Annotated in this window: 21 protein-coding genes; 6 read left to right on the top strand and 15 right to left on the bottom strand. The window is 69.3% G+C overall.

Annotated elements, in window-relative coordinates; genetic code table 11:
- Positions 1 to 30: 30 nt before the first annotated feature.
- The gene (locus ACFVVO_RS29670; RefSeq protein WP_390058948.1) at positions 31 to 507 is read right to left on the bottom strand and encodes an SMI1/KNR4 family protein; all 477 of its coding nucleotides are present in this window, start codon (positions 505 to 507) and stop codon (positions 31 to 33) included.
- Entirely contained in the window at positions 504 to 4961 is a 4458-nt protein-coding gene (locus ACFVVO_RS29675) for an RICIN domain-containing protein (RefSeq protein WP_390059106.1), read from the bottom strand. The genes ACFVVO_RS29670 and ACFVVO_RS29675 overlap by 4 nt, the downstream gene beginning before the upstream one ends.
- A gap of 693 nt (positions 4962 to 5654) precedes the next feature.
- Between ACFVVO_RS29675 and ACFVVO_RS29680 the strand changes: the two genes are divergently transcribed.
- Positions 5655 to 6203 (top strand): DUF1062 domain-containing protein, encoded by a 549-nt coding sequence (locus ACFVVO_RS29680; RefSeq protein ID WP_390058949.1) that lies wholly within the window; start codon positions 5655 to 5657, stop codon positions 6201 to 6203.
- Positions 6204 to 6580: 377 nt separating this feature from the next.
- On the opposite strand, the gene ACFVVO_RS29685 is transcribed toward ACFVVO_RS29680, so the two are convergent.
- The 5 genes from ACFVVO_RS29685 to ACFVVO_RS29705 all read right to left on the bottom strand — a co-directional run bounded on the left by ACFVVO_RS29685 (position 6581) and on the right by ACFVVO_RS29705 (position 9870).
- Positions 6581 to 7447, bottom strand: coding sequence for a GNAT family N-acetyltransferase (locus tag ACFVVO_RS29685; RefSeq protein WP_390058951.1), 867 nt, complete (start codon positions 7445 to 7447; stop codon positions 6581 to 6583).
- A 40-nt stretch (positions 7448 to 7487) separates the two neighbouring features.
- On the bottom strand, positions 7488 to 7712 hold the full coding sequence (locus ACFVVO_RS29690) for a hypothetical protein (protein WP_390058953.1): 225 nt from the start codon (positions 7710 to 7712) through the stop codon (positions 7488 to 7490).
- Positions 7713 to 7770: 58 nt separating this feature from the next.
- Complete coding sequence (locus tag ACFVVO_RS29695) at positions 7771 to 8967, bottom strand: DUF6215 domain-containing protein (protein WP_390058955.1); 1197 nt, start codon at positions 8965 to 8967, stop codon at positions 7771 to 7773.
- Positions 8968 to 9289: 322 nt separating this feature from the next.
- Positions 9290 to 9649, bottom strand: coding sequence for an ATP-binding protein (locus ACFVVO_RS29700; RefSeq protein WP_390058957.1), 360 nt, complete (start codon positions 9647 to 9649; stop codon positions 9290 to 9292).
- Positions 9646 to 9870 (bottom strand): hypothetical protein, encoded by a 225-nt coding sequence (locus ACFVVO_RS29705; RefSeq protein ID WP_390058958.1) that lies wholly within the window; start codon positions 9868 to 9870, stop codon positions 9646 to 9648. The genes ACFVVO_RS29700 and ACFVVO_RS29705 overlap by 4 nt, the downstream gene beginning before the upstream one ends.
- Before the next feature lie 132 nt (positions 9871 to 10002).
- On the opposite strand from ACFVVO_RS29705, the gene ACFVVO_RS29710 reads away from it, so the two are divergent.
- Together ACFVVO_RS29710 and ACFVVO_RS29715 are read left to right on the top strand one after the other, a co-directional pair.
- Positions 10003 to 10866, top strand: a complete 864-nt coding sequence (locus tag ACFVVO_RS29710) for a helix-turn-helix transcriptional regulator (protein WP_390058960.1) — start codon at positions 10003 to 10005, stop codon at positions 10864 to 10866.
- A complete protein-coding gene (locus ACFVVO_RS29715; protein WP_390058961.1) occupies positions 10838 to 11116 on the top strand; it encodes a DUF397 domain-containing protein in 279 nt (92 codons plus the stop codon). Before ACFVVO_RS29710 ends, ACFVVO_RS29715 begins: the two co-directional genes overlap by 29 nt.
- 25 nt (positions 11117 to 11141) lie before the next feature.
- On the opposite strand, the gene ACFVVO_RS29720 is transcribed toward ACFVVO_RS29715, so the two are convergent.
- The 4 genes from ACFVVO_RS29720 to ACFVVO_RS29735 all read right to left on the bottom strand — a co-directional run bounded on the left by ACFVVO_RS29720 (position 11142) and on the right by ACFVVO_RS29735 (position 16783).
- Complete coding sequence (locus ACFVVO_RS29720; RefSeq protein WP_390058963.1) at positions 11142 to 13190, bottom strand: NAD(+) synthase; 2049 nt, start codon at positions 13188 to 13190, stop codon at positions 11142 to 11144.
- Positions 13191 to 13313: 123 nt separating this feature from the next.
- Positions 13314 to 15257 (bottom strand): protease pro-enzyme activation domain-containing protein, encoded by a 1944-nt coding sequence (locus ACFVVO_RS29725; RefSeq protein WP_390058965.1) that lies wholly within the window; start codon positions 15255 to 15257, stop codon positions 13314 to 13316.
- A 219-nt stretch (positions 15258 to 15476) separates the two neighbouring features.
- Positions 15477 to 16109 (bottom strand): DUF305 domain-containing protein, encoded by a 633-nt coding sequence (locus tag ACFVVO_RS29730; protein ID WP_390058967.1) that lies wholly within the window; start codon positions 16107 to 16109, stop codon positions 15477 to 15479.
- A complete protein-coding gene (locus ACFVVO_RS29735) occupies positions 16106 to 16783 on the bottom strand; it encodes a DUF3105 domain-containing protein (protein ID WP_390058968.1) in 678 nt (225 codons plus the stop codon). The genes ACFVVO_RS29730 and ACFVVO_RS29735 overlap by 4 nt, the downstream gene beginning before the upstream one ends.
- Before the next feature lie 136 nt (positions 16784 to 16919).
- Between ACFVVO_RS29735 and ACFVVO_RS29740 the strand changes: the two genes are divergently transcribed.
- Entirely contained in the window at positions 16920 to 17375 is a 456-nt protein-coding gene (locus ACFVVO_RS29740) for an RrF2 family transcriptional regulator (protein ID WP_390058970.1), read from the top strand.
- A gap of 110 nt (positions 17376 to 17485) precedes the next feature.
- On the opposite strand, the gene ACFVVO_RS29745 is transcribed toward ACFVVO_RS29740, so the two are convergent.
- On the bottom strand, positions 17486 to 18673 hold the full coding sequence (locus tag ACFVVO_RS29745) for a globin domain-containing protein (protein ID WP_390058972.1): 1188 nt from the start codon (positions 18671 to 18673) through the stop codon (positions 17486 to 17488).
- A gap of 337 nt (positions 18674 to 19010) precedes the next feature.
- Between ACFVVO_RS29745 and glnA the strand changes: the two genes are divergently transcribed.
- Positions 19011 to 20372, top strand: a complete 1362-nt coding sequence (gene glnA, locus ACFVVO_RS29750; protein WP_390058973.1) for a type I glutamate--ammonia ligase — start codon at positions 19011 to 19013, stop codon at positions 20370 to 20372.
- A 79-nt stretch (positions 20373 to 20451) separates the two neighbouring features.
- On the opposite strand, the gene ACFVVO_RS29755 is transcribed toward glnA, so the two are convergent.
- Positions 20452 to 21060: a hypothetical protein gene (locus ACFVVO_RS29755; protein ID WP_390058974.1), complete on the bottom strand. Its 609-nt coding sequence runs from the start codon at positions 21058 to 21060 to the stop codon at positions 20452 to 20454.
- 170 nt (positions 21061 to 21230) lie between these two features.
- On the opposite strand from ACFVVO_RS29755, the gene ACFVVO_RS29760 reads away from it, so the two are divergent.
- Positions 21231 to 22034, top strand: coding sequence for a maleylpyruvate isomerase family mycothiol-dependent enzyme (locus ACFVVO_RS29760; RefSeq protein ID WP_390058976.1), 804 nt, complete (start codon positions 21231 to 21233; stop codon positions 22032 to 22034).
- Positions 22035 to 22080: 46 nt separating this feature from the next.
- Here ACFVVO_RS29760 and ACFVVO_RS29765 read toward each other — a convergent pair whose 3' ends face one another.
- Both ACFVVO_RS29765 and ACFVVO_RS29770 read right to left on the bottom strand, forming a co-directional pair.
- On the bottom strand, positions 22081 to 22509 hold the full coding sequence (locus tag ACFVVO_RS29765; protein WP_390058978.1) for a hypothetical protein: 429 nt from the start codon (positions 22507 to 22509) through the stop codon (positions 22081 to 22083).
- Between the two features lie 118 nt (positions 22510 to 22627).
- Positions 22628 to 23608 carry a DUF2637 domain-containing protein gene (locus ACFVVO_RS29770; protein ID WP_390058979.1) on the bottom strand — a complete coding sequence of 327 codons (981 nt, stop codon included), beginning with the start codon at positions 23606 to 23608 and terminating at the stop codon, positions 22628 to 22630.
- Between the last annotated feature and the right edge of the window lie 21 nt (positions 23609 to 23629).

Consider the following 23629-nt stretch of genomic DNA (forward strand, 5'->3'; position numbering starts at 1 on the left):
GACCCTTGCCCTGTGCCGACCTGCCGTGACTCAGCTCAGATTCCGGCGGCACTCATCGAGTGCGAACGCGCCGAAGCTGTCCGCGATCTTCTCCATACCGCCGCCCTCCGGAACGCCCGGGTTCCACGCGAACACCGGATACTCACCGTCCTGGTCCGGCCGAGAGGTGTCGAGCACGACGACCCCGAGGACGTCGTCGTGCATGACGACCAGGAAGTAGTGCGGCAGGCCGAGCTGAGCGCGGTCCTCAATCGTGTACGCGGACGAACCCAGAAGCTCTTCTCCTCTGGCGGGCGTTTGGAACACACCCGGGAACTCGACGGGCGGCACCTCCCACGTGCCGAACTCCTCGATCAGGCGCCGATACGAGGGAGGGAAGGCGAGCCCCATATCGGCCTCCGCGCGTGCGATCGCCTCGGGGGCGCAGCCATCACCATGATGAGCCAGGTCTTCGTTCGCACGCACGAGGCCGATCACTTGCTCGGCTGCCTGCAGGCCGTTCGTCATTGGAAATCCTTCGCTCTGCTCTTCCAATATTCCTTCTTCCATCTTTCGAACTCGGGCCGGTCGATCCCGCTGGGAATCTTTGTGCCCGACTTCCAGTGCAGTTTGCCGTAGTTGTCGAAGTGCATGGCATCTGTCACCTCGGCAATGGGCCCGTCCTGTGTCTGAAGCATGTGATGGAGATTCAGAGGCTTGTCCTTCCCGCCGCTTGCAGTCCTGCCCGTGCCCATTGGAGCAAACCCCTGCTGCATCCGCTTCAGGTTGGTCCGACCGTAAGGATCGTCGGGTGAAACGTAGTCCGGCTTGATCAGGTCGTCCCGTTGGTATACGCGCTGACCTTGGAAGTCGGTCAACTTCCAGAATCTACACGGGGGTCCTGAGGCTGCCGCAACCCATGAGCGCGTTGCAGCGCCAGATGCAACCCGCGGCATGGTGGCTGCCTCGCAGGCGACCTGGATGTCCTGCTGGTACGCCTCAACTGTGCGAGAGATATTGGCGAGCGTGGCGGGATTTACTTTGTCCAGGGTTCTGAGTGCCCGAAAGGCATCTTCGATCCCGATTCCCGTGCGCAATGCGGCGTCAACGGCCTTGATGGCGTCGGCGACAGCCTTGATGGCCTTACCCGCAAAGAGAGAGGCTATGTCGAATGTCGCCCAGGCGCAGTCGCCCCAACTGCCGCCATTACCTGTCAGCTTCTCGCCGCACCCGATGAAATCGTGCAGGACGATTTCCACGGGGTCGATGCTCTCGTTGAACTCGACCATCGAAATGGTGCGTTCGACGGTGTCGTACTGATCCGGGATGATCTGGGTATTCAGGAAGAGTGTTTCCCATGCCGGGCAACCGGTCATCGGAAGTTCTTCCAACGTGCACAGATAGATATCCAGCTTCACATTGAAGTGGATCTTCGCGGTGATGATGCAGTTTCCGACGTGGAACGGCTCGCAGTTTTTCTTGTCGAGGACCTCCGGCTTCCCGATCGGTTCGATTTTCTCGTCCCAGAACACGCTGCCGATTCCGGAGATCCCGCCGTCGGAAATCCGCTTGCTGTTCCTTGCCCGTTCGGTGCGGTCGGCCGCGTTTTGAGCTTCCGTCGCGTACTTCTCGGCGTCCTTCGCGGCCTCTTCGGCTTCGGTCGCCGCCGCGTCGGCGCGGTCGGCCGCTGTTCGGGCGTCCTTGGCGTCCTGTTCGGCCTGGGTCGCCGCGGAGCGGGCTGCTGCGGCGTCGAGTTCGGCGGCGTCGGCGGAGTCGCGGGCGTCCTTGGCGTAGCCCTCGGCTTTTCCGGCTGCCTTGTCGGCTGCCGCGGCGTCCTCCGTCGCCTGCTTGTCGTACTCGACGGTGCGGGCCAGCGATGCCGAGGCGGCCGCCGCGGCCTTGGCGGCGTCGGCGGCGTAGCCGAGGGCCTCCTTGGAGTAGGTGCGGGCGTCGGACGCGTACTGGGCGGCGTTCGCCGCGTGCTGGTAGGCCTCCTTGGCGTCGCCCTTGGCCTGGTCGGCGATGTCCTTGGCTGCGGCGGCCTCCTGCCGCGCGTTCTTGGCGTGGGCGTCGGCGACGGCCTGCTGCTGTTCGGCGATGGTCTTCGACGCCTGCCCGGTCAGGACGACGAGGCTGGCGGCCGAGTCGGTGTCGACGTAGGGGGAGCCGAGCTGGATGGCGTCGTTGGCGGGGTCGGTGACCTGTTCGGCTGCCTTGCCGGCGTCGACGGCGGCCTGCGCGGTGACGTGGGCGAATCCGGCGGCCTTGGCGGAGGCGGCGAGCGCCTTGCCGGCCTCCTTGTCGGCGGCGTCGGCCTGGGTCTTGGCGTCCTTGGCGTGCTGTTCGGCCTCGTCGGCGAGCTTGACCGCGGTCTTGGCCTCGGCGGCGGCGTCCTGGGAGGCCTTGATGGCGTCGGCCACCGCGCTGGTCGCGGTCCTGACGGCCGCGTCGGCCTTCAGCTTGTCGGCCTGGGCGGCGTCCGCGTCGGAGCGGGCCCGCTTGGCGGCGGCTTCGGCGCGGGTGGCGGCGGCGTCGGCGCCGGCTGCCGCCTTGGTGGCGGCGTCGGCCTCGGAGCGGGCCTTGGTCGCGGCGGCTTCGGCGTCGTCGGCGGCCTTGTCGGCGTCGTTGGCGGCGGCGCGGGCGGCGGTTGCGGCGTCGCCGGAGTCGAGGGAGTCGGCGTAGGCGTCCTTGGCGTCGGCCTTGGCGCGGGCGGCCGCCGCCTTCTGCTCGGCGTCCCAGGCGTCGTCGCGCATGTCCTTGGCGTGGTCGCTCGCCTTGACCGCGCCGTCGCGTTTGCCTTCGGCGGTCTTCTCGGCTGCCTCGGCCTTGTCCTTGGCGTCCTTCGCCTTCGTCGCCTGGTTCTCGGCGTTCTTGCGGTGGTCGGCTGCCTCGGCGCGTTTGGCGGCGGCGTTCTCCTTCTCCGCCTTGGCGGTCTTCTCCTCGGCCTCGGCGGCGAGCCGCTTGGCGTGCGCGTCGGCGGCGGCCGCCTTGGCGTCGCCCTCGGCCTTCACCGCGACCGCGAGCTTGGCCTCGGCGGTCTCCTTGTCCTTCTTGGCGTTGTCCCGGTGGATCTTCGCCGCGTCGGCGGCGGCCTTCGCCTGCCACTCGGCCGTCTTCGCGGCCTCCTTGCGGAACTCCGCCTTCGACTGCGCGGCCTGCGCGAGCGCCCGCTGGGCGATGGTTGCGCTGTCCCCAGCGGAGGCGCGGGTGGCGGCCTCGGCGGTCTCACCGGCCTTCACCAGCGCCTGCAACGCGGCGACCGAACCCTTGGTGACCTGGTCCTTCTGCTGACCCACCAGCAGACCGCGGCCACGCGGCGCCCCATTGGCATCCGCGATGCCGTAGGCGGTCTGCATCGCGGTGTCCGACGCGGTCGCGGCCTTCTGCGCGGACGCCAACTGCGCCTTCACGACACCGAGCTGCTTCTTCGCCTCCGTCTGCGCGCCCTTGATGGCCACCTTGGCCTTGTCCACGTCGGCCTTCGACGCGGCGGTGCCGGTGTGGCTCTTGGGGACGATCTTGAGCTTCTGCGCGGCGGAGCCGTTGCACGTCGACAGCACGGCGTCCTTGCTGTTGTCGAACGTCGGCAGGTGCAGGCACTTGCCGGTCGCCGCGTTACGCAGCGGCCCGGCGCTGCGCACGTCGAACTTCCACTGCTGGGCCTTGCTGCTGCCGCAGTCCCGGATCTGGATCTTTGTGCCGTCGGCGCTGTTGCCGTTCAGCACCTCAAGGCATTTGAAAGAGTTCGGATTGACCAGGGTGTAGCCGCCCGGGTAGGAACCCATCAGCTGCCACTTCTGGGAGGCTCCGCCGTTGCAGGTGTAGACCTGGACCGGCGTCCCGTTGTCCTTCTTTCCGCCTTGGACGTCGAGGCATTTGCCCGCCGCGCCCGGCACCTGGATCTCCAGCTGGCCGTCGCCGATCCAGCTGATGCCGCCCTCGGTGTAGTAGTCCAGCCAGCGGGTGGCGTAGTCGGCGATCCACGACTGGCCCAGCATCTTGCCCAGGGCGAACGCGCCCTCCTGCAAGGCCTTCGTGCTGGTGGCGCCGGCAGCGAGGATCTGCTGCCGCTGCGTGGCCTGTGACGCGATCTCCTGCTGCCACTCGGCGGATGCCTGTGCCACCTCCTTGCCGAGGACCCGGTTGGGGTCGATCGGATCGTGCCACGCGCACGCGGCGAACCTGGCCTTCAGGTCCTCGACCGCGATGCGGAACTCCGGGGTGTCCGGCTCCGGGGCCGTGCCGGCGAAGCCACCCGAGGACAGGAAGATGCGAGCGTCATCGGCGAATACCCGGGGAACGAACAGCTGGTTGGGCTCGATCTTGCCGGAGTTCTTCTTCCACAGCGCCCAGGCCTGCTGCTCGGAGGGCGTTCCCCCGGTGGCGTACAGCGGGTCGCCGATCGCGAGCGCGGCAGCCTTCGTGCTGTCGTCGGCGGTGGGCGACGGCTCGTAGAACGGGGAGAACAGGTCGATCGACTTGAAGTACGACTGGTACAGCCAGGGAAGCAGCCCGACCTGGTCGAAGATCTTGTCCTGTCCCTGCGGTGCGCCGGGGTAGGACCGCAGGCCGCTGACGGGGCCGGACCACGCCTGCTCCTGCTCATCCGCCTTCTTGACCCACTGATCGCTGCCGGTCTCGTCGGCGTCGTACGCCTGGTGCAGCGGGGTGCTGGTGTTGTAGAGGTCCCGGTCGAGCTTCTGGTGGAGCTGGTCGGGCGGCAGCCCGATGGAGTTCTGCGCGAGGGCGAACATGTTGGGTCCACCCCTGCGCAGGGCGTCAGCGGCGACGCACTGATCCCCGCGCAGCTGTTCGGCCGCCTTGGTGTCGTAGCCGTCGTAGGAGTCCCCGACCGGGGTCGCGTCGTTCCGGTCCGTGAGGCCGGCGAGGTCGGGCCGGACGGTGAGGCCGGCGATGACCGCGGCGGCGGTCACCAGCAGGATGATGCGGGCAACCAGCCCCGATCGTCCGGGTCTTGGCATGAGAAACCCGGGTAATTTGGCACGCAAAGGAGCAGCCCTTTCTTCTTCAGGGGGCACGAAACGAACGGTCGGCCGCGGAGCCGGGCGGCATTGAGCGCACAGGCCCCTGAGGAAGACTCAGGTATGGCGATACCTGGCTGGGATTTCGCGAACGGACGGCCGCTGTGACGGCATGGCGATGCGATCCCTCCCCGTGAGCGACGACGTTCCCCCGGTCGCTGGTCATGGTGTGCGCGGGCGCGGACTGGTCAGATCCCGCCGGTGCGCGGCGACACCTTAGGCACATCCGGAGAACCTCGTACAGGTGTTCACTTTCCGGTGGAGAGGAGTCGTGGCGCGAATCTTTCCGCTGGTCAGCTCTTCGAAGGGGGCTCAGTAGCGCCCAGCTGCTGCGGAGTACCTGTGTTCTTCCTGTGTAGCTCCTGTGGATGCGGCTGGCTGGTGAGGTGCGGGAGCTGATCAGAGATGGCTGAAGTTCGACCCCTGAAACAGGTGACGGCGCCGTCGGCATCCCGAAAACCAGTTGAGCGCCGGCGCCGAGTGTCCCTACCGTGCTGCCGGACCAAGTCGTCGAGGCAAGGACGTGCCGTTGTACACCGTGTGAGACCCCCCGAGGCCTGATTGGTCGCGCGTCGCGCATGTGCGCCGCGCTGCTTTTTGCTGCGGACTTCTCACTGAAGACGGTGTACTTCTGTGCTCAATAGCTGGGTGGTCATACCCACCTGCCTGCCGCTGGTTCTCCGGCGTTGCCACGCGTGCGCGTCCGAACACTTCCGGACGAGCGGCAAGTTCCGGGTCAACGCGAACCACAAGCTCATCGACGTCTGGCTCCTCGCGCTCTGCACCGCTTGCGGGGAGACGACGAAACTCACGATTCTGGAGCGGACGAACGTGCGCTCCGTACGGTCCGACCTGCTGGACCGGCTGCATGACAACGACCCCGCTTTGGCCCCCGAGTTGCTCCAGGACCCGGTCGTGCGGCGACGTAATCGCATCGCCCTCGACTGGGACAACGCCTGGCGTCTCGACACCGGTGGATCGGATCACCTGGACCGCGAGGTGATCGACGTCTCGGTCCGCTTCGCGGCCCGGATCCCGGTCCGGCCGGTGCGGCTGATCGCTGAAGGCTGCGGTCTTCCGCGGGCCGAGGTCGAGAGGCTGGTCGTGGAGGGGAAGCTCGTTTCGGCGGTCCGGCTGGGCGGCAAGCTCTCCGGCGACTTCACCTTCACGCTAAAGCGCTGAGCCCTCCCTGGGGTCAGGGGCCTGTCCGGCAGGATCCGCCGGGCAGGCCCCTGGCGCGCGTATTGGAGAGTGCTGCGGGGTGCCTGTGCGACGCCACCTGAAGGCGATACGGGCGCGGTGGCGGGCGCCGTCGCCCGGGAGGACCGCCGTGATCGTTCTGGCCGTGCTCCGGCACGACCAGCGGCTGGTCGACATGGCCGGCGGCAACGACATCTCCGCCACCACCGTGCGGCGTTGGCGCGATGAACCGATCGGCCTGAGCACTCAGCAGTTGAATCACACCAACGCGCGTGGCCCGACGTCAGCCGGCCCGAGTCCGGTCCCGCATTTCGGCGATCGCCGGGAACCCGGGCCCGCTCTGCCGAGCAGCCACGGTGTCAGTTCGTCCGGATCCGGTCCCGCACCTCCGGCCGCGCCTCGAACCCGGCCGCCTTGTACGTGGCGATGCCACCGACGTTGGAACTCGGCGTGCAAACGCGCACGCTCGACGAGCCCGTCTCCCGCAGCGCGGCCGCCCCGGCCACGGTGATCGCCCGGCCGTAGCCGCGACCACGGTGGTCCTCGTGCACGCCCATCGGCTCGACCAGCCCCGGCTTCCCCGGGCCGGCCGACCACACCGTCACCACCGCCGTCACGTTGCCCTGGTCGTCATAGACGCCCAGGCAGCGGGCGTCTGCGTAGAACGGTCCCGCCGACATCGCGTGCCAGTACTCGCGCGTAGGCCTCGAGGTGTTGAACGCCGACCGCAGGACGTCGGCGAAATCCTGCGCCTGCTCCGGGCCGATCGCTCTGATGCGCACGCCGGGGTCCTCCACCGGCTCCGCGAGGTCGCGGAAGAGCGGCGTCCACGGCTCGTCGACGCCCCAGCCCTCCTTGGTCAACCGGTCGTGAAGCAGCAGGCCCAGCGGTGCCTCGATCGACACCGCTCCTTCCGGCAGCACGCCGCGCTCAGGCAGCGAGAAGTCCTCGACGAGCCGCCGCGCCAAGCCCTCATCCTGGAAAGCGTCCGGAGCGACCGTCATCCGCACCACCGTCGGCGAGTCCAGCATCCCGACCGCGAGGATCCGTCCGTCCCGGCTCCAGGTCCGGACCACCGCGGCCGTCTCGGCCGTTCCGAACCGGTAGTTCCAGCCAATGTCCCCCGAATGCAACTGCATCGGCGCTCCGTCGTACTGCCATGCCCGCAGCGAGGCCATGGCCTCGCGCACCCCGTCGACCGCCGGCGTTCCCAGCACAATCGTCATGGCCGGGATCAGACACCCCACCCCGAGGGTCCGCAACCGATTAACCGACCCAGTGGTGCTCCCGCAGCGGCCCGACTGAGACCTTCGCTCCGCGCAGTAGTCCTGCCGGCGAGACATCGCCGTGGATCTGCTCGCTGATCCGCCGCAGGGCGCGCATCGCCACCTCGAATTCGTCACGCTCGACCCGCACGTCTACCAGCTGCTTGGCCAGCTCCTCCTCGACGACGTCCAGCTCAGCCCGGCGAGCGGCGATCCGGTCCAGCATCACGGGATCCGTCAGATGGCGGAGGCACCCTGACCAGCAACTTCAAGATGACGACACCTCAGTGAACACCCCGTTGGTGGATCGTCGGGAGAACCTTCTCCGCGATGTCGACGAGAGCGCCGTCGTTAGGGAGGGCGCCGGACTTGCTCCACACGGTGATGTCGTAGTAGCCGCCCCGGTCCTTCCGGTCGAGGGCCACGGACAGCGTCCTGGCCAGCGGGCCCTGCTGGACCGGCCCGCTGTTGTGCTCCTTGCTGAAGTCGATCTCGATCCTCATGGTGTGGTCCGAGGAGAAGAACGCGGGCCGGCCGAGAACCTCGAGTGTCTTGATGTCCTTCTCGACCCGGTCTCCCGCGATGTCGAACAGCCTCACGTACTGGGCGGTCGACAGGTGGTTGTAAGTGGCCGAGAGGTTCACGGTGTACGTGTCGAACGTGATCTCCGCCTCCGGCTCGGCGACCTTCCCGTCGGTCAGGGCGGCGGTGCCGTTGCTGCCCGAAGCCGTGTCCGCGATCTCCCCGGGTGTTCCCAGGAGCCGGGCCAGGTCGGGCCGGTTGAGCGCCTCGCACAGGTCGTCGCCGGTCAGGGGCCGGGGCGTCTTCTCGTACGCCTTCGGCAGCTTCTCGTGCTCCGAGTCCGAACACGAGGCGGGCTGAGGCGTGGTGTCGGCGGACGGCATCACACGGGGGCCCAGCCACACCGCGGCCGCGAGCGCCCCGAACACGGCCAGGGCCGCGACGGCCTGGCCCCACGCGTTGTGGTCCTTCTCCGGTTTGCCCGGTCCGGGACGCGGTCCGGTTCCCGCATGGTCTCCTGCCGGGGCGGAGCTCGGGGGCTGAACGGGAGTTGCAGCCGGGGCCGGAATCGGAGCCGGTGCCGAGGCCGAGGCCATGATCGGGTCCGCGGTCGGGGTCCGTGTCAGCTCCTGGGCCTGGGCCGGAACCGTGGCCGAGGCCGCCTGGGCCTGCTCCGAGGCCGGGGTCTGACCCGGGGCCGGCGCGGCAGCCCCGGTCACCATCGCGCCCGCGGCGGACGCCGAACCCTCATCCTTGTTGCGGCGCGCGCGAAGCGCCCGGACCACCGTGTGGACGCGGATCGCCGTGAACACGAGGAACGCCGCTCCGATGGCGGCCGCGACCCGGTCGGTGTCGCGTACGGCGAGATACATGATGCGCAGGCCGAAGACGGACCCGATCACGATGAGCAGGGGTTCGCGGACCCAGAAGGGCAGCACGCGCAGGAGTAGACCGAGCATCCGGTGATCTCATCAGGGACATGACCACATTCGCCGTGGTGGAGGCCACAGTTCCGGGGTCGCTCTGGCACCTGCCGATCCGGGGCCGGCCTGGGCTGTCTCGTTTGGATCAGCCGGCAGGTCAGAGGAAGATGCCTGCCACATGCAGTCTGGGTGGCGACCCCGCGCCACTGTTTCATACGCCGTGATGGCCTGGCCCTGCTTGGGGCCGGGCCCGTAGACCAGGACGATGTCATTGTCCTTCCGGAAGATGAAGTTCCCTGCAGTGCCCGACGAGTGGTACACCGCATCGGGGAAGCTGCGGCCGTGGGAGCCGGGCGAGCTAGCCCGGCGCCCAGGGCAGTTCGCACCAGACGGTCTTGTGGTCCGGGCCCTGGTCGACGCCCCAGCGCTGGGCGAGGGCGTCGATCAGGGTCAGACCGCGGCCGGACTCGGCGGTGTCGGTGGCCGGCAGGAGGACGGGGAGGGTGCGTGCTTCGGGGTCGGTGACCTCGATGCGGGTGTGGCCTTGGGGGGTTCCGGTGACGCGGACGGTGACCGGGGTGCCCTCGCCGAGGTGGTCGATGACGTTCGTCAGTAACTCCGTTACGCACAGGCCCACTTCGTAGTCGAGAGCACGGAGGCGGTGGCGCAGTTCCAGTACGGCCCTGGGGGTGGCGAGCAGGTCGAGTTCGAGGGTCATCGCTCCGCCGCCGTCCTGCGGAGGGCGGCGGCGAGGGCCTGGGCCGTGGCCGTGTTGCAGTTCCCGAGCGCGACGAGACCGGCGGGCGGTGTGTACGTACCGGCGAGGCTCGGCAGGTCCACGCGGAGGGAGGGCAGCGTGATGTCGTGCAGGGCGAGGGCGGTGCGCAGGTTCTCCACGCAGAGCGTGACGTCGTAGGCGGTGGGGGAGTGGTCGGACATGGGGGCTCCGGCCTTCTGTGCGGTGAGTTACGAACACCTCACAGAGTGTCGCCCGGCTCGCTACCGTGGAAGAGGGTTCGCGTCCGCGACGCGAGCAGCGGAAACGGCACGGTGAGTTACGGCGGTGAGCACGTGGTCCGACGCAAGGACATCGACGGTTCGGTCAGCGTCCCCGACTTCTACGGCAAGGAGTTGAGGTGGCAGCGGGAGGCTGCGGGACTCTCGCTGGAGCGGTTGGTCGAGGGCAGCTTCTACGGCAAGTCGCACCTCAGCGACATCGAGCACGGCAAGCGGCGCATGCCGATGGATCTGGCCCGGCACGTGGACCGGGTACTGGGCACCGACGGCTACTTCGAGCGGCACTGTGAGGATGTGCGGAGGGCGCGGCGGGGGCCGCATGCCGCCTACTTCGAGAGGGCTTTGGAAGCGGAGAAGCACGCCGAGTCGATCGAGTTATGGTCTCCCAGCACCCTGCCCGGCCTGCTGCAGACAGCGCCCTACGCGCGTGCGCTGGTTCATTCCGCTCATCCGTCCGCCTCGGACGAGTGGGTCGAGGAGAAGGTGCGGGCGCGGCTCGATCGCGCCCGTCTCTTCGAGGACGATCACGCGGTCCCGGAGTACTGGGCCATCCTCCACGAGTCGCTGCTCACGGACACCATCGTGTCGCTTGAGGGCATGGCTGAGCAGCTCGACCGCATCGCGGAACTGGCCGACCGGCGTCGGATCGTTCCGCAAGTCGTTTCGCGGAGGAGCGGCGCGTATCCCCTCATGGCGGCCTCCATCATGATCATGACCTTCCCGGATGCCCCGCCGCTGATCTACACCGAGGCGTCCTACAGCGGAGACACCATCGATGATCCGGCTCTCGTGAAGCAGTACCGCAAGGCATACGATCGGCTCAGGGCCGTCGCGCTGTCACCGGGCGCGTCCCTCGCCATGATCAAGGCAGCCGCAGAGGATTACCGAAATGGCAAGCGACCGGATCGACTTGAGTGACGCGCTCTGGTTCAAGAGCAGCTACAGCAATGGTGATGGCGGGGAGTGCGTAGAAGTGGCAAGCGACTTCCCCGGCGCCGCCCTCTGGCGCAAGTCGAGCTACAGCAACGAAGACGGCGGCAACTGCCTCGAAGTCGCCGACAACATCCCCGGCCTGGTTCCCGTCCGAGACTCCAAGGCGCCCCAAGGTCCCGCCATCGTCCTTGGCGCAGCAGCCTGGGCCCCCTTCGTCGCCTCGCTCAAGAGGTGAACTAGGGGCCCAGGGGCCGTCACTCTCACGCCTCCGGAATGTCGAACCGGGCCAGGTCCCGCAGCCAGGCACGCGCGTTGCCGTCCGACGGGGCGCGCCAGTCGCCGCGCGGGGAGAGGGAACCGCCGGCCGAGACCTTGGGCCCGTTCGGCATGGCCGAGCGCTTGAACTGCGCGAACCCGAAGAAGCGACGGCAGAAGACCTCCAGCCAGCGCCGGATCTCCGGCAGGTCGTACGCCACCCGCTTGGCCTCCGGGAAGTTCGGCGGCCAGTCGCCGGCGTCCGGGTCGTGCCAGGCGTGCCAGGCCAGGAAGGCGATCTTCGACGGCCGGAAGCCGTAGCGCAGCACGTGGAAGAGCGTGAAGTCGTGCAGCGCGTAGGGGCCGATCTTCGACTCCGTCGACTGCATCTCCTCGCCCGGGACCAGCTCCGGGCTGATCTCGGTGTCGAGGATCGCGGCGAGCGTCCGGCCTGTCTCCTCGCCGAACTGGCCGCTGCTGATGACCCAGCGGATCAGATGCTGGATCAGCGTCTTCGGCACACCAGAGTTGACGTTGTAGTGGCTCATCTGGTCGCCGACGCCGTAGGTGGACCAGCCGAGCGCCAGCTCGGAGAGGTCACCGGTGCCGAGCACGATGCCGCCGCGCTGGTTGGCCAGCCGGAAGAGGTAGTCCGTGCGCAGACCCGCCTGCACGTTCTCGAAGGTGACGTCGTACACCGGCTCGCCGGAGGCGAACGGGTGGCCCATCTCCTGCAGCATCAGCCGCGCGGTGGGGGTGATGTCCAGCTCGGCGGCGGTGACCCCGAGCGACTCCATCAGCTTGTGGGCGTTGTCCTTGGTGTGGTCGCTGGTGGCGAAGCCCGGCAGGGTCCAGGCGAGGATGTCGCTGCGCGGGCGGCCCGCGCGGTCCATCGCGCGGGCGGCGACGATCAGCGCGTGCGTGGAGTCCAGGCCGCCGGACACCCCGATGACCACCTTCGAACCGCCGATCGCCGCCAGCCGCTGCTGAAGGCCCTCGACCTGGATGTTGTACGCCTCGTAGCAGTCCTGGGCGAGGCGGTCGGCGTCGGCCGGCACGAACGGGAAACGCTCCAGGCGGCGGCGCAGGCCCAGGTCGGTGAGGGGCGGGTCGAGTTCGAAGGCGACCGTCCGGAAGTCATCGGTGCGCGCCTTGTGGGTACGGCGGTTGTCGTCGAACGTGCCCATCCGCTGCCGCTCCTGCCGCAGCAGGTCGAGGTCCACGTCGGCCACCGCGTGACTGTCGCCGAGCGGGAACCGCTCGGTCTCGGCCAGCAGCACGCCGTTCTCGTAGACCATCGCCTGGCCGTCCCAGGACAGGTCGGTGGTCGACTCGCCGAGACCGGCCGCCGCGTAGACGTACGCGGCGAGGCAGCGGGAGGACGCCGAGCGGCACAGCAGCTTGCGGTCCTCGGCCCGGCCGACCGTGATCGGGCTGCCCGAAAGGTTGACGAGGACGGTCGCGCCGGCGAGGGCCGCCTCCGCGCTGGGCGGCACCGGCACCCACATGTCCTCGCAGATCTCCGCGTGCAGCACCAGACCGGGCACGTCCTCGGCCGCGAACAGCAGGTCCACGCCGAACGGCACGCTCTCGCCGCCGAGCCGGATCGAACCACCGCGCTCGTCGGCGCCGTCGCCGATTTGCCGGCGCTCGTAGAACTCCCGGTAGTTCGGCGGGTACGACTTGGGCACGACGCCGAGGACCCGGCCGCGGTGCACGATCACCGCGCAGTTGTAGACCCGGTTGCGGTGGCGCAGCGGGGCGCCGACGACCAGGATCGGCAGCAGATCCGCCGACCCCGCCACCACCTCCCGGAGCGCCTCCTCGACCTGGTCGAGGAGCGCGTCCTGGAGCAGCAGGTCCTCGATGGAGTAGCCGCACAGCACCATCTCCGGGAAGACGGCCACGGCGACGCCCTCCTCGGCGCACCGGCGTGCGTGGCGCAGGACCGCTTCGGCGTTGGCATGCGGGTCCGCGATGACGGTGTGACCCGTGCACGCGGCAACCCGTGCGAAGCCATGCTGATAGATCGACCAGAAGTTCAACGGAGGCACGCGCCCAGTGTAATCGTCACAGCGACACGATGGGTGGTGCGGGGGTGTGTGCCGTCCCCCCGGACGAACGACGAGGGGGCGTGGGGTGCACGCACCCCACGCCCCCTCTACCGGGTCAGCGGATCAGTGACGCCGGTACGACTGGACGTAGCCGTTCGCGGGCGAGCCCACGCCGGTGACGTCGTCGTAGCCCTTCACCGCGGACAGCGAGCTGTCCTTGCCGAGGCTGCGGACCGAGGTCGCGAGGCCGTCAGCGGCGTCGAAGCCGTTCAAGAAGTCGATCCGGGCGACCGCCAGGCCGGAGCCCGTCGGGTTGTCCGTGACGTCGTGGAACACGCCCGTCTTGCCGTACTTCGCGTAGATCGCCGGGTTGGCGAAACCGAGCGCCTTGCCGCCGCGCGCCTCCTGGGCCAGGGCCTGGACCGCCGCGATCACCGGAGCGGCCAGCGAGGTGCCGCCGATGCGGTACTCGCTGTACTGCTCGGTGCCGTCGGGGAAGGTCTGGGTCTGGCCGACCAGGAAGCCCGTGTTCGGGTCCGCGATGGCCGCGATGTCCGGGACGACGCGGTTGCCGGCGGCGTTGTTGGCCGTGGCGAGCGCCTTCGGGACGACGTTCTTCTGGTAGTACGGCTGCGGCACGGTCTTGCTGGTGCCGCCGCCCGCGCCCGAGGTGTAGGCGCCCGGGAAGTTCGTCCAGCTCTTGCCGTCGGCCGACAGGGTCGCCTTCTCGGTGCCCCAGCCGGTCTCCCACTGGTACTTGTCGCCCTTGCCGACGGCCAGCGAGGTACCGCCGACCGCGGTCACCCACGAGGAGTTGGCCGGGGTGTCGACCTGCTTCACACCGGTGTTGGCGACCTCGTCGCCGTTGTCGCCGGAGGAGAAGTAGAAGCCGATGCCCTGCACCGCGCCGAGCTGGAACACCTGGTCGTAGGCGGCCAGGAGGTCCGGCGTCTGGTTGGCCTCGATGTCGCCCCACGAGTTGGAGACGATGTCGGCCAGGTGGCCGTCGACGATCTTGCTGAGCGAGTCCAGCAGGTCGTCGTCGTAGCAGGACGCGGCGCCCACGTACGTGACGTCGGCGGCCGGCGCGACCGCGTGCACGGCCTCGACGTCGAGGGTCTCCTCGCCGTACCAGCCGGCCGCTCCGCACTCCTCGGTCTTCGTGTAGTTCTTCGGCAGCGCCTGGTGGAGCTGACCGGTCTTCCAGGCCGCGTCACCGTTCTTCGTCGCGTACTTGCCCGCGTCGAAGGCGATGGTCGGCGAGGCGTACGCGTCGGTGATGGCGATGCGCACGTTCTTGCCGGTGTACGTACCCGCGCCGTAGGCGGCACGCAGCTGCTTGCCGGTGTAGCCCTTGATCGCGTACGGGACCTTCTGGCCGTACGCGTCCGGCAGCGTGCTCGCGGTCTTCGAGCCGTAGTACGAGGAGAACGGCCCGGAGTTCCTGAACACGGCGTCCGGCGGCGGAAGCTGGTCCTTGTGGTGCGCCTTGTGCGGGGCGTTGTCCAGACCCGTGACGGTCAGGACGGCGCCCTTCAGGCCGGCCGGCGCGGACGCGGTCTTCGCCGGGGCGCGGTAGGTCTTCGAGCCCTTGGCGAAGTTGTGGAGCTGGGTGCCGAACGCCTTCTCGGCGGCGGCCACGTCACCGGAGACGGTGACGTAGTGCGAGGTGACCTCGGTGACCGTCAGCCCGGCCGACCTCAGCCAGGACTTGACGGCGGCCACCTGGGCCTTGGTGGCCCCGAAGCGGGCCTGCGCCTTCTTGGCGCTGAGGAACTTGCCGTACAGCGGCGAGTTCGGGTCGGACACGGCCTTGGCGTAGGCCGACAGACCGGCCGCGTCCCGTCCCGCCAGATAGACCCGGGCCTTGACCTGGGCGTCGTTCGAGGTGGCACCCTTGTCCGCCTTGGCGGTGGCCCACATGGGCCTGGTGCCCTTCAGCGCGTCACGGGCCGGGCCGTCCGCGGCGTGCGCCGTGGGTATGCCCAGCGCCAGCGCACCGGCGATCATCGGCAGCGTCGCTGCCATGCTCACGCCGGCGCGCACCTTGGCGCGGTTGGATCTCATAGAACCCCCTGCGATGCGGTTCGCATGCACGTAGTGGCTGGTACGTCGTGGCGGTACGCACCGACCCGCGGCGGTTCGGGCCGGCGAATGGATCACACGACGATGGCCACTCTTGCGATGAACCGTTCATGTCAGGGGAACGCAAAGGTCAAGAGAAGCTCAAAGAACCTTCATTCAAGGAGATTTGAGGTTTTCGCGATAATCATCCGGATGATGGTGCTATGAACGGGGCTGCGCGCCACGCTCCTTGAGCATTCCGGCCATCAGCTCGATCTCCGACTGCTGCGCCTCGACCATGCCCCGCGCGAGCCGCTTCTCCACCCCGACCGTGCACTTGGCGGCACAGCCCCGGGCCATGTGGACGCCGCCCTTGTGATGGTCCGTCATGAGCTGGAGGTAGAAGACCTCCGCCTGCTTGCCGTCGAGCGTGCCGAGCTTCTTCATCTCGGTGTTGGTCGCCATCCCCGGCATCAGCGCCCCGTCCTTGCCGGCGGCCATGTCACCCATGCCCATCCAGGTCATCGGCGGGTCGGCGGACACCTTCGGCAGCCCCCACAGGTCCAGCCAGCCCAGCAGCATGCCGCGCTGGTTGGCCTGGGTCTGCGCGATGTCGTAGGCGAGGCGGCGCACCTCCTCGTTCTTCGTGCGGTCCCGCACGATGTACGACATCTCGACGGCCTGCTGGTGGTGGACCGCCATGTCCCGCGCGAACCCGGCGTCGGCGGACTCTGCCGCCGGCGTCCCGGTGTCGGCCCCGCCGGAGTCCTCGGCCACGGCGTAGGTGATCGCCCCGGCCGCGACGAGCACCGCCGCGGCCGCGCCCGCCGCCCAGCCGACGTGCCGCCGCCTCACTTCATCGCCCCACCGGTGCACGAGGCGCCCGGCTCGGGCGTCTGCTTGCCCTGCACGTACGTGGCGAAGAACTTGTCGACCTCCGGGTCGCTCGCGCTCTTCACGGTCACCTGATGGCCCCACGCGGACAGGACGATCGGGGCGGCCTGGTTCTCGTACGGGCTCATCAGCGAGTAAGGCGTCTTCTTCACCTTCGCCGCGAGCGCGCCGACGTCCGCCTTGGCGGCCTTGCCGGTGTACGTCACCCAGACCGCGCCGTGCTCCAGCGCGTGCACGGCGTTCTCGTCCTGCACCGGCCCGGTGTAGACGTCGCCGTTGCAGTTGAGCCACATCGGGTTGTGGTTGCCGCCGACCGGCGGGTGCATCGGGTACGACACCTTGCTGGTGACGTGCGTCCGCGACAGCTTCCCGGACCAGGTCCGCACCCCGTCCTTGCCGGTGGTGAAGTGCCCCGAGTCGCCGGAGTTCTTGGCGTCGCCGCTCGCCGCCGAGTCCTTCTTGCCGGACTGCGAGTTCACCAGCACCACACCGCCGACGGCGAGGCCGGCGACGACCACCACCCCGGCGGCGACGATGAGCACCCGGTTGCGGCGCGCGCGGGCGCGCTCGGCGCGCCGCATCTCCTCGATGCGTGCCTTGCGCGCGGCGGCGCTGCTGTTCTTGGCGGAACCCATGAGGCGTGTCCTTCTGGGGAAAGGGGCGTGGACGATGGGGCTCGCCGATCGTAGTGCGCTCGGGGGGCCGTTCCGCAGCGAGGGCACGGGAACCGAATAATTTGAACCAGCGATGCGCATTACCTACCCTCGTGGTATGCGGCTGCTGCGCTCCACCGACCTGGCCCTGCGGGTCCTCATGCGACTCACCGTCGCCGACGAGACCAGCCCCACGACCCGTCAGGTCGCGGGGGACATGGACGTGCCCTACACCCACGCGGCCAAGGTCGTCGCCGAACTCCAGCACATGGGGCTGGTCGACGCCCGCCGCGGCCGGGGCGGCGGCCTGAGTCTGACCGAAAAGGGGTGCACGGCGTCGGTGGGCGCCGTGGTACGCGCCTTCGAGGGCGACGGCGACGTCGTCGACTGCGACGGTGCCGGCCAGGGCACCGCACCCTGCCCGCTGAGCTCGGGCTGCCGGCTGCGGGGCGCGCTGCGCCAGGCCCAGGAGGCGTTCTACGCGGCGCTGGACCCGGTGACGGTGCAGGACATCGTCGTGAGCCCGACGGCTCCGCTGCTGCTGGAGATCGTCCGGGCACCGCAGCCCCGGTAGGGAAGCGCGCCGCGGCCCCGGCAGGGGAGCGGGCGACGTACCCGGTGACACGGAAGGGCGCCCCGCGGGCCCGGTGAGGTCCCGCGGGGCGCCCTTCGCGCTCGTCCGGGTCAGGCGGCCTTGGCGAGCCAGAGGTCCGGGCCGAACACCTCGTAGTGGATGTCGGCGGGGGCCACGCCCTTCTCGATGAGCTGGGCGCGCACCGCGCGCATGAAGGGCAGCGGACCGCAGAGGTAGGCGTGCGTGCCGGCCGGGACGTCGACGTCCGTCAGGTCGACCAGGCCGGACCGCCCGGCACCCTCGGCATCCTGCTCGTAGAAGAAGACCGGCTCGGCGTCGGGCAGCTTCGCCGTGTACGCCTCGTGGTCGGTGCGCAGGGCGTGCGCGGCGGGGGAGCGGTCGGCGTGCACCACGGTCACCGGGGCCTGGTGACCGGTGAGGGCGAGCTGCTCCAGCATGGCGATCATCGGGGTGACGCCGATGCCGGCCGAGGCGAGCAGCAGCGGCGCCTCGGTGTCCTCCAGGACCAGGTCGCCGTAGGGGGCGGAGAGCTGCAGGACGTCACCCTCGCGCACGTGGGCGTGCAGGTGGTTGGAGACCTCGCCGTCGGGCGCGGTGCCGTCGCCGGCCACCCGCTTGACGGCGAACTGCCGCTCCGGCGAGCCGGGGGCCGCGGTCAGGCTGTACTGGCGGATCTGCCGGGCGCCGTCCGCGAGGGTGACGCCGACCGAGACGTACTGGCCGGCGCGGTAGCCGGGCACCGGGCCGTCGTCCACCGGGCGGAGCTTGAAGCCGGCCACGTCGGCGGTCTCGTCGATCCGCTCGACGACCTTCCACTCGCGCCAGCCCTGCTGCTCGCTCTGCTCGTACAGCCGCTTCTCGATGGCGATGAGGGCGTTGGCCATCAGCCAGTAGACGTCGGTCCAGGCGGCGGCGACCTCGGGGGTGACCGCGTCGCCGAGGATCTCGGCGATGGCGGCGAACAGGTGCTCGTGGACGATCGGGTACTGCTCGGGGACGATGCCCAGCGAGGCGTGCTTGTGGGCGATGCGCTCGAGCATCGCGTCGGGCCGCTGCTCGGGGTTGTTCACCAGGTACGTGGCGAAGGCCGCGATGGAGCCGGCCAGGGCCTGCTTCTGGATGCCGGCGGCCTGGTTGCCGCGGTTGAACAGATCCCGCAGCAGTTCGGGGTGGGCCTCGAACAGCCGGGCGTAGAAACGCTCGGTGATCTCGCCGATGGCCGCGCCGACGGCGGGCAGGGTGGCACGGACGGTGGCTGCTGACTGCTCGGACAGCATCAGGACTCCTCGATGGGCTCGATCGCTTCGACTCGCTCGATCGCTCGACTGATCAAAACGGTAGAGAAACTTGCATCTGAGATGCAAATTTAAGAGGGGTGGTATCGGTCACGCCCGAAGCGGACCGGCCATTACGGATGCCGCCCCGGACAGGCAAGATGGGCGGCAGAGCGGTACACCTGCCGTATGTGAGGCGTTCAGGCCGAGGACGCCCGGGTGATCAAGGTCCGCAACGCGCGTGAAACGGTGTTGTGGTGTGATGCTCAGGTGCCCGACCGCCTGCCCCCGCGATGTGGGAACCCGGGCGGCCTGACCAGCAAGGATGGGGAAGCGGAAGATGGACAAGCAGCAGGAGTTCGTGCTCCGGACGTTGGAGGAGCGCGACATCCGGTTCGTACGCCTGTGGTTCACGGACGTGCTGGGCTTCCTCAAGTCCGTGGCCGTGGCTCCGGCCGAGCTGGAGCAGGCCTTCGACGAGGGCATCGGCTTCGACGGCTCCGCCATCGAGGGCTTCGCCCGGGTCTACGAGTCCGACATGATCGCCAAGCCGGACCCGTCCACCTTCCAGGTCCTGCCCTGGCGCGCCGAGGCCCCCGGCACCGCCCGCATGTTCTGCGACATCCTGATGCCCGACGGCTCCCCGTCCTTCGCCGACCCGCGCTACGTCCTCAAGCGCGCCCTGGCCAAGACCTCCGACCTGGGCTTCACCTTCTACACCCACCCCGAGATCGAGTTCTATCTGCTCAAGGACAAGCCCGTCGACGGCTCCCGCCCGACCCCGGCCGACAACTCGGGCTACTTCGACCACACCCCGCAGAACGTGGGCATGGACTTCCGCCGGCAGGCGATCACCATGCTGGAGTCGATGGGCATCTCGGTGGAGTTCTCCCACCACGAGGGCGCCCCCGGCCAGCAGGAGATCGACCTGCGCTACGCCGACGCCCTCTCCACGGCGGACAACATCATGACGTTCCGCCTGGTCATGAAGCAGGTGGCGCTGGAGCAGGGGGTGCAGGCGACCTTCATGCCGAAGCCGTTCTCGGAGTTCCCCGGCTCCGGCATGCACACCCACCTGTCCCTCTTCGAGGGCGACCGCAACGCGTTCTACGAGTCGGGCGCCGAGTACCAGCTCTCCAAGGTCGGCCGCTCCTTCATCGCGGGTCTGCTCAGGCACGCGGCGGAGATCTCCGCGGTAACCAACCAGTGGGTGAACTCCTACAAGCGCATCTGGGGCGGCTCCGAGCGCACGGCGGGCGCCGGCGGCGAGGCCCCCTCCTACATCTGCTGGGGCCACAACAACCGCTCCGCCCTGGTCCGCGTGCCCATGTACAAGCCCGGCAAGACCGGCTCCGCGCGCGTGGAGGTCCGCTCCCTGGACTCCGGCACCAACCCGTACCTGGCGTACGCCGTCCTCCTGGCGGCGGGCCTGAAGGGCATCGAGGAGGGCTACGAGCTTCCCCCCGGCGCCGAGGACGACGTCTGGGCCCTGTCCAACGCCGAACGCCGCGCGATGGGCATCGAACCCCTCCCGCAGAACCTCGGCGAGGCCCTGGCCCTCATGGAGAGCAGCGACCTGGTCGCCGAGACCCTCGGCGAGCACGTCTTCGACTTCTTCCTCCGCAACAAGAAGTCGGAGTGGGAGGAGTACCGCAGCGAGGTCACGGCCTTCGAACTGCGGAAGAACCTGCCGGTGCTGTAGGGGGCGGGTCACCGCCGATTCGTGGGGCCGATGGTTTTCGACCGTCGGCCCCGCGGCTTACGCGCACCCCTCGAACAGGTCACCACTTTGTCCGATGGTGCCGGGCCCATGAATTCATCAGGCTCGTCATCTCGGACCGGGACAGGCCCATGCGGTGTGCGACCTCCATTCGCTCTTCCCATCTGTGTATCGATCGCAGGGCCACATACCGAAAGCCGGTGCAGAATCCGGTGAAGATGATGAGGAGCATGGCGCCCCACAGGTCCAGCCAGGCGATGTCACGGGCGGGGTCGCCGCCCTTTCCGGCCGACCAGCTGATGGTGGCGCACAGCAGGACCGACGAGGCGGTGACGATGAACGCCCACATGACGTAAAGGAAGTTGAGCATCCTGTTGAGGTGAGTGCGATGCATCTTGTAGATCCGCACTCCACTCCGCACCGCAACCCTTCGCGGTGCTGGGATCGCGACCCCTGTCCTGTGCGCCACGGCACTCTCGCGAATCTCGTCCGCGAACATGAGGCGTAACTTCTGCTTCTCCGAGGCCGAGGTTCGTTGTGTCTTTGCGGCCTCGACTGCGCTCACCAGCAGGATGGCGCCGAACAGGGAACACAGGATCGCGGCGTAATCCTGGGTCATGCGGAGCTCGTGCGGGTCACTGGTAATCAAATGAACGATTCGACTGAACATCGACTCACCCTCCCCTGAGCGCGCCGTGGAGAGCGTATCCTTCCAGCCGAGTCCTGGTCCGCTCGTGGGACGAATCCTCCATCGCCGCGGCTGCCCCGGGCGGGGGCGGACGCTCATGCCGGCCGGGAAATCGCTGTCCCGGCCCCGCGGCCCGGTGATAGACAGCCGCAGTGGAAAACAATCTGGAGTTCTCCGGTCTGCTGCGGCTGATCGACGAGCGGTCGGCCGCCTTCCGTGCCGCGGTCGCCTCCGCGCCCAGCCTCGATGTGCGGGTGCCCACCTGCCCTGACTGGACGCTGTTCGATCTGGTCGAGCACCTGGGCGGGGGAGACCGCTTCTGGGCCGCCGTCGTCGGCGCGGGTCCCGCCGACGCTCCCCCGGCCGAGGCCGTCGCCGCGCGCGCCGCCGTCGCCTCCGGCGCCGTCGTGGCCGCGCCCCGCGAGCGCGAGGCCCTGTCGGCCTGGCTGGCCGAGTCGACGGAGCTGCTGCTGAGCGCGCTGCGCGAGGCGGGCCCGGACCGCGGCTGCTGGACGTGGTGGGGTACGTCGCAGTCGCCGCGGAACTCCGGTTGCGTCGCCCGGCACCGGGTCCAGGAGACCGCGGTGCACACCTACGACGTCCAGCTCACCCTGGGCTCCCCGCAGCCGCTGCCGGACGAGGTGGCACTCGACGGTGTCGAGGAGTTCCTGTCCACCTGCTGCGCGACGACCAGCGCCTGGCCGCACAAGCCCACTGCCTTCGACTTCCACGTCACCGAGGGCCCCTCCTGGCGCCTCACGGTCGACGGCGACGGCGCACGGTTCACGCGCCTGCCCGCCACCGGCGCGGGCCCGGAGCCGGCCGGCGTCTCCGTCCGGGGCACGGCCGGCGAGTTGGTCCTCTTCTTCTACGACCGTGTCCCGGCGGACTCCGTGCGGATCGACGGAGACGCCGGACTCATCGACCTGCTCCGCGCCTGGGAACCGGAGGACTAGGGAAACTCCCGTACTCCCGTGGCCGGTCCGGCGGACCCGCCGCCGGTCAGCAGTTGACGGGCGGGTGGCCGGAGGCGACTCGGCAGAAGTCCGCCCCGGGCCCGCCGTCGACCGTGCCGGCGTTCGGGCCCACGAAGAGGGAGTCGCCGCCGTCGCCGCCGAGGATTCTGCCGCTCGCCGTGGTACCGGAGTTGGCCGTGATGGAGTCGGCACCGCCGCCACCGTCGACGGTGCCGGCGACGACGCCGTTGATGGCGATGTAGTCGCTCCCGCCCAAGCCGTTGACGCTGTCGCCCGGGGCGAGGGCGCCGCAGCTGATGTAGTCGGAGCCGGCGGTACCGCTGACGGTCGTGCCGGACACGGGAAGGCCGTTGACCGTGCACGACGTCAGGGCTTGTGCGGGCGTCGCGGTCAGGGCGAGGGGAGCGGCCACGAGGGCGGCGGCGCAGAGCGTGCGCATCACGTGTCTGATCATGTAATGAATGGGTTCACGGTGACCGCATGATCGCAATCCAGCACCGTCGGTGACGCCACCGTCCGGGGTGGTCCACCGCCCGGACGGGCCACCGGGGGTCGGTGGCCCGTCGTGCGGGTCACCTGCCCCGGGCCCCCTGTGCGGGACGCTGCCGGTGGCGGGAGATGCGCTGGCGCGGTGGCCGGGTCAGGGTGACCTGCCGGACCAACTGCTGGAAGCAGGTCAGGGCGGCGAGGGCCGGCAGGACGGCCGCGGCCACCCCGGTGAAGGACCTCTCGGCCTCGGCCACGCAGAGCGTCATCGCGACGGAGGAGAACAGCAGCACCACGCACCAGGAGTGCAGGGCGCGCCGCCGGTGCAGCGCGGTCCGCAGGATGGAGAGCGAGGCCACCATCCAGGGGCCGTAGACGAGCAGCGGCCACCAGTGCAGCGGGCCGCTCCGGGTCTTGGCCGCGATGTGCTGCAGCGGGGTGTAGGCGGCCAGGCCGCCGAAGACGCTCACCATGGCCACGATGACGGCGGCGAGCGCCGCGATCAGGAAGCTGACCGTCTGCAGCCACGTGATGCGCAGTTTCCGCGTCCGTACCTTCCGGTGCCCGGCGGGATGGTGCCGGATGGGTGGCAGTTCGCTGGTGATCCGCGCCAGATTCTCCAGCGGGTCGCCGGTGCCGTGCTCGGCGCCGTACGCCGGGTCGGTGCCGTACGACGGTTCGGCGCCGTGCGACGGCTCAGCCCCGTACGCGGCCCCGTTCCCGTACGACGGCTCGGCACCGGTCCCGTACGACGGCTCGGTCCCGTACGCCGGCTCGCCCACGTACGCGGCCCCGGTCCCGTACGACGGCTCGGTCCCGTACGCGGCCCCGGTGCCGTACGACGGCTCGCCCACGTACGCGGCCCCGGTGCCGTACGACGGCTCGGCGACGCCGTATACCGGCTCGGTGCCGTACGGCTGCCCGCTGCGCGGTGGCGGCACGGCGGCCGTCTGCTGTGTCGCCTGCGCGCTCGCGGCGCCCTGCAGCAGATAGGTGAGTTCCTCGACCGGGTCCCAGCTCTCCTCCAGGGGTGCCGTCGAATAAAAATCCGCGTATTCGTTGTTCACGGAAAAGATTCGCCCCCGTCA

This window comes from Streptomyces sp. NPDC058145, from assembly GCF_042884245.1.
GTDB lineage: Bacteria > Actinomycetota > Actinomycetes > Streptomycetales > Streptomycetaceae > Streptomyces.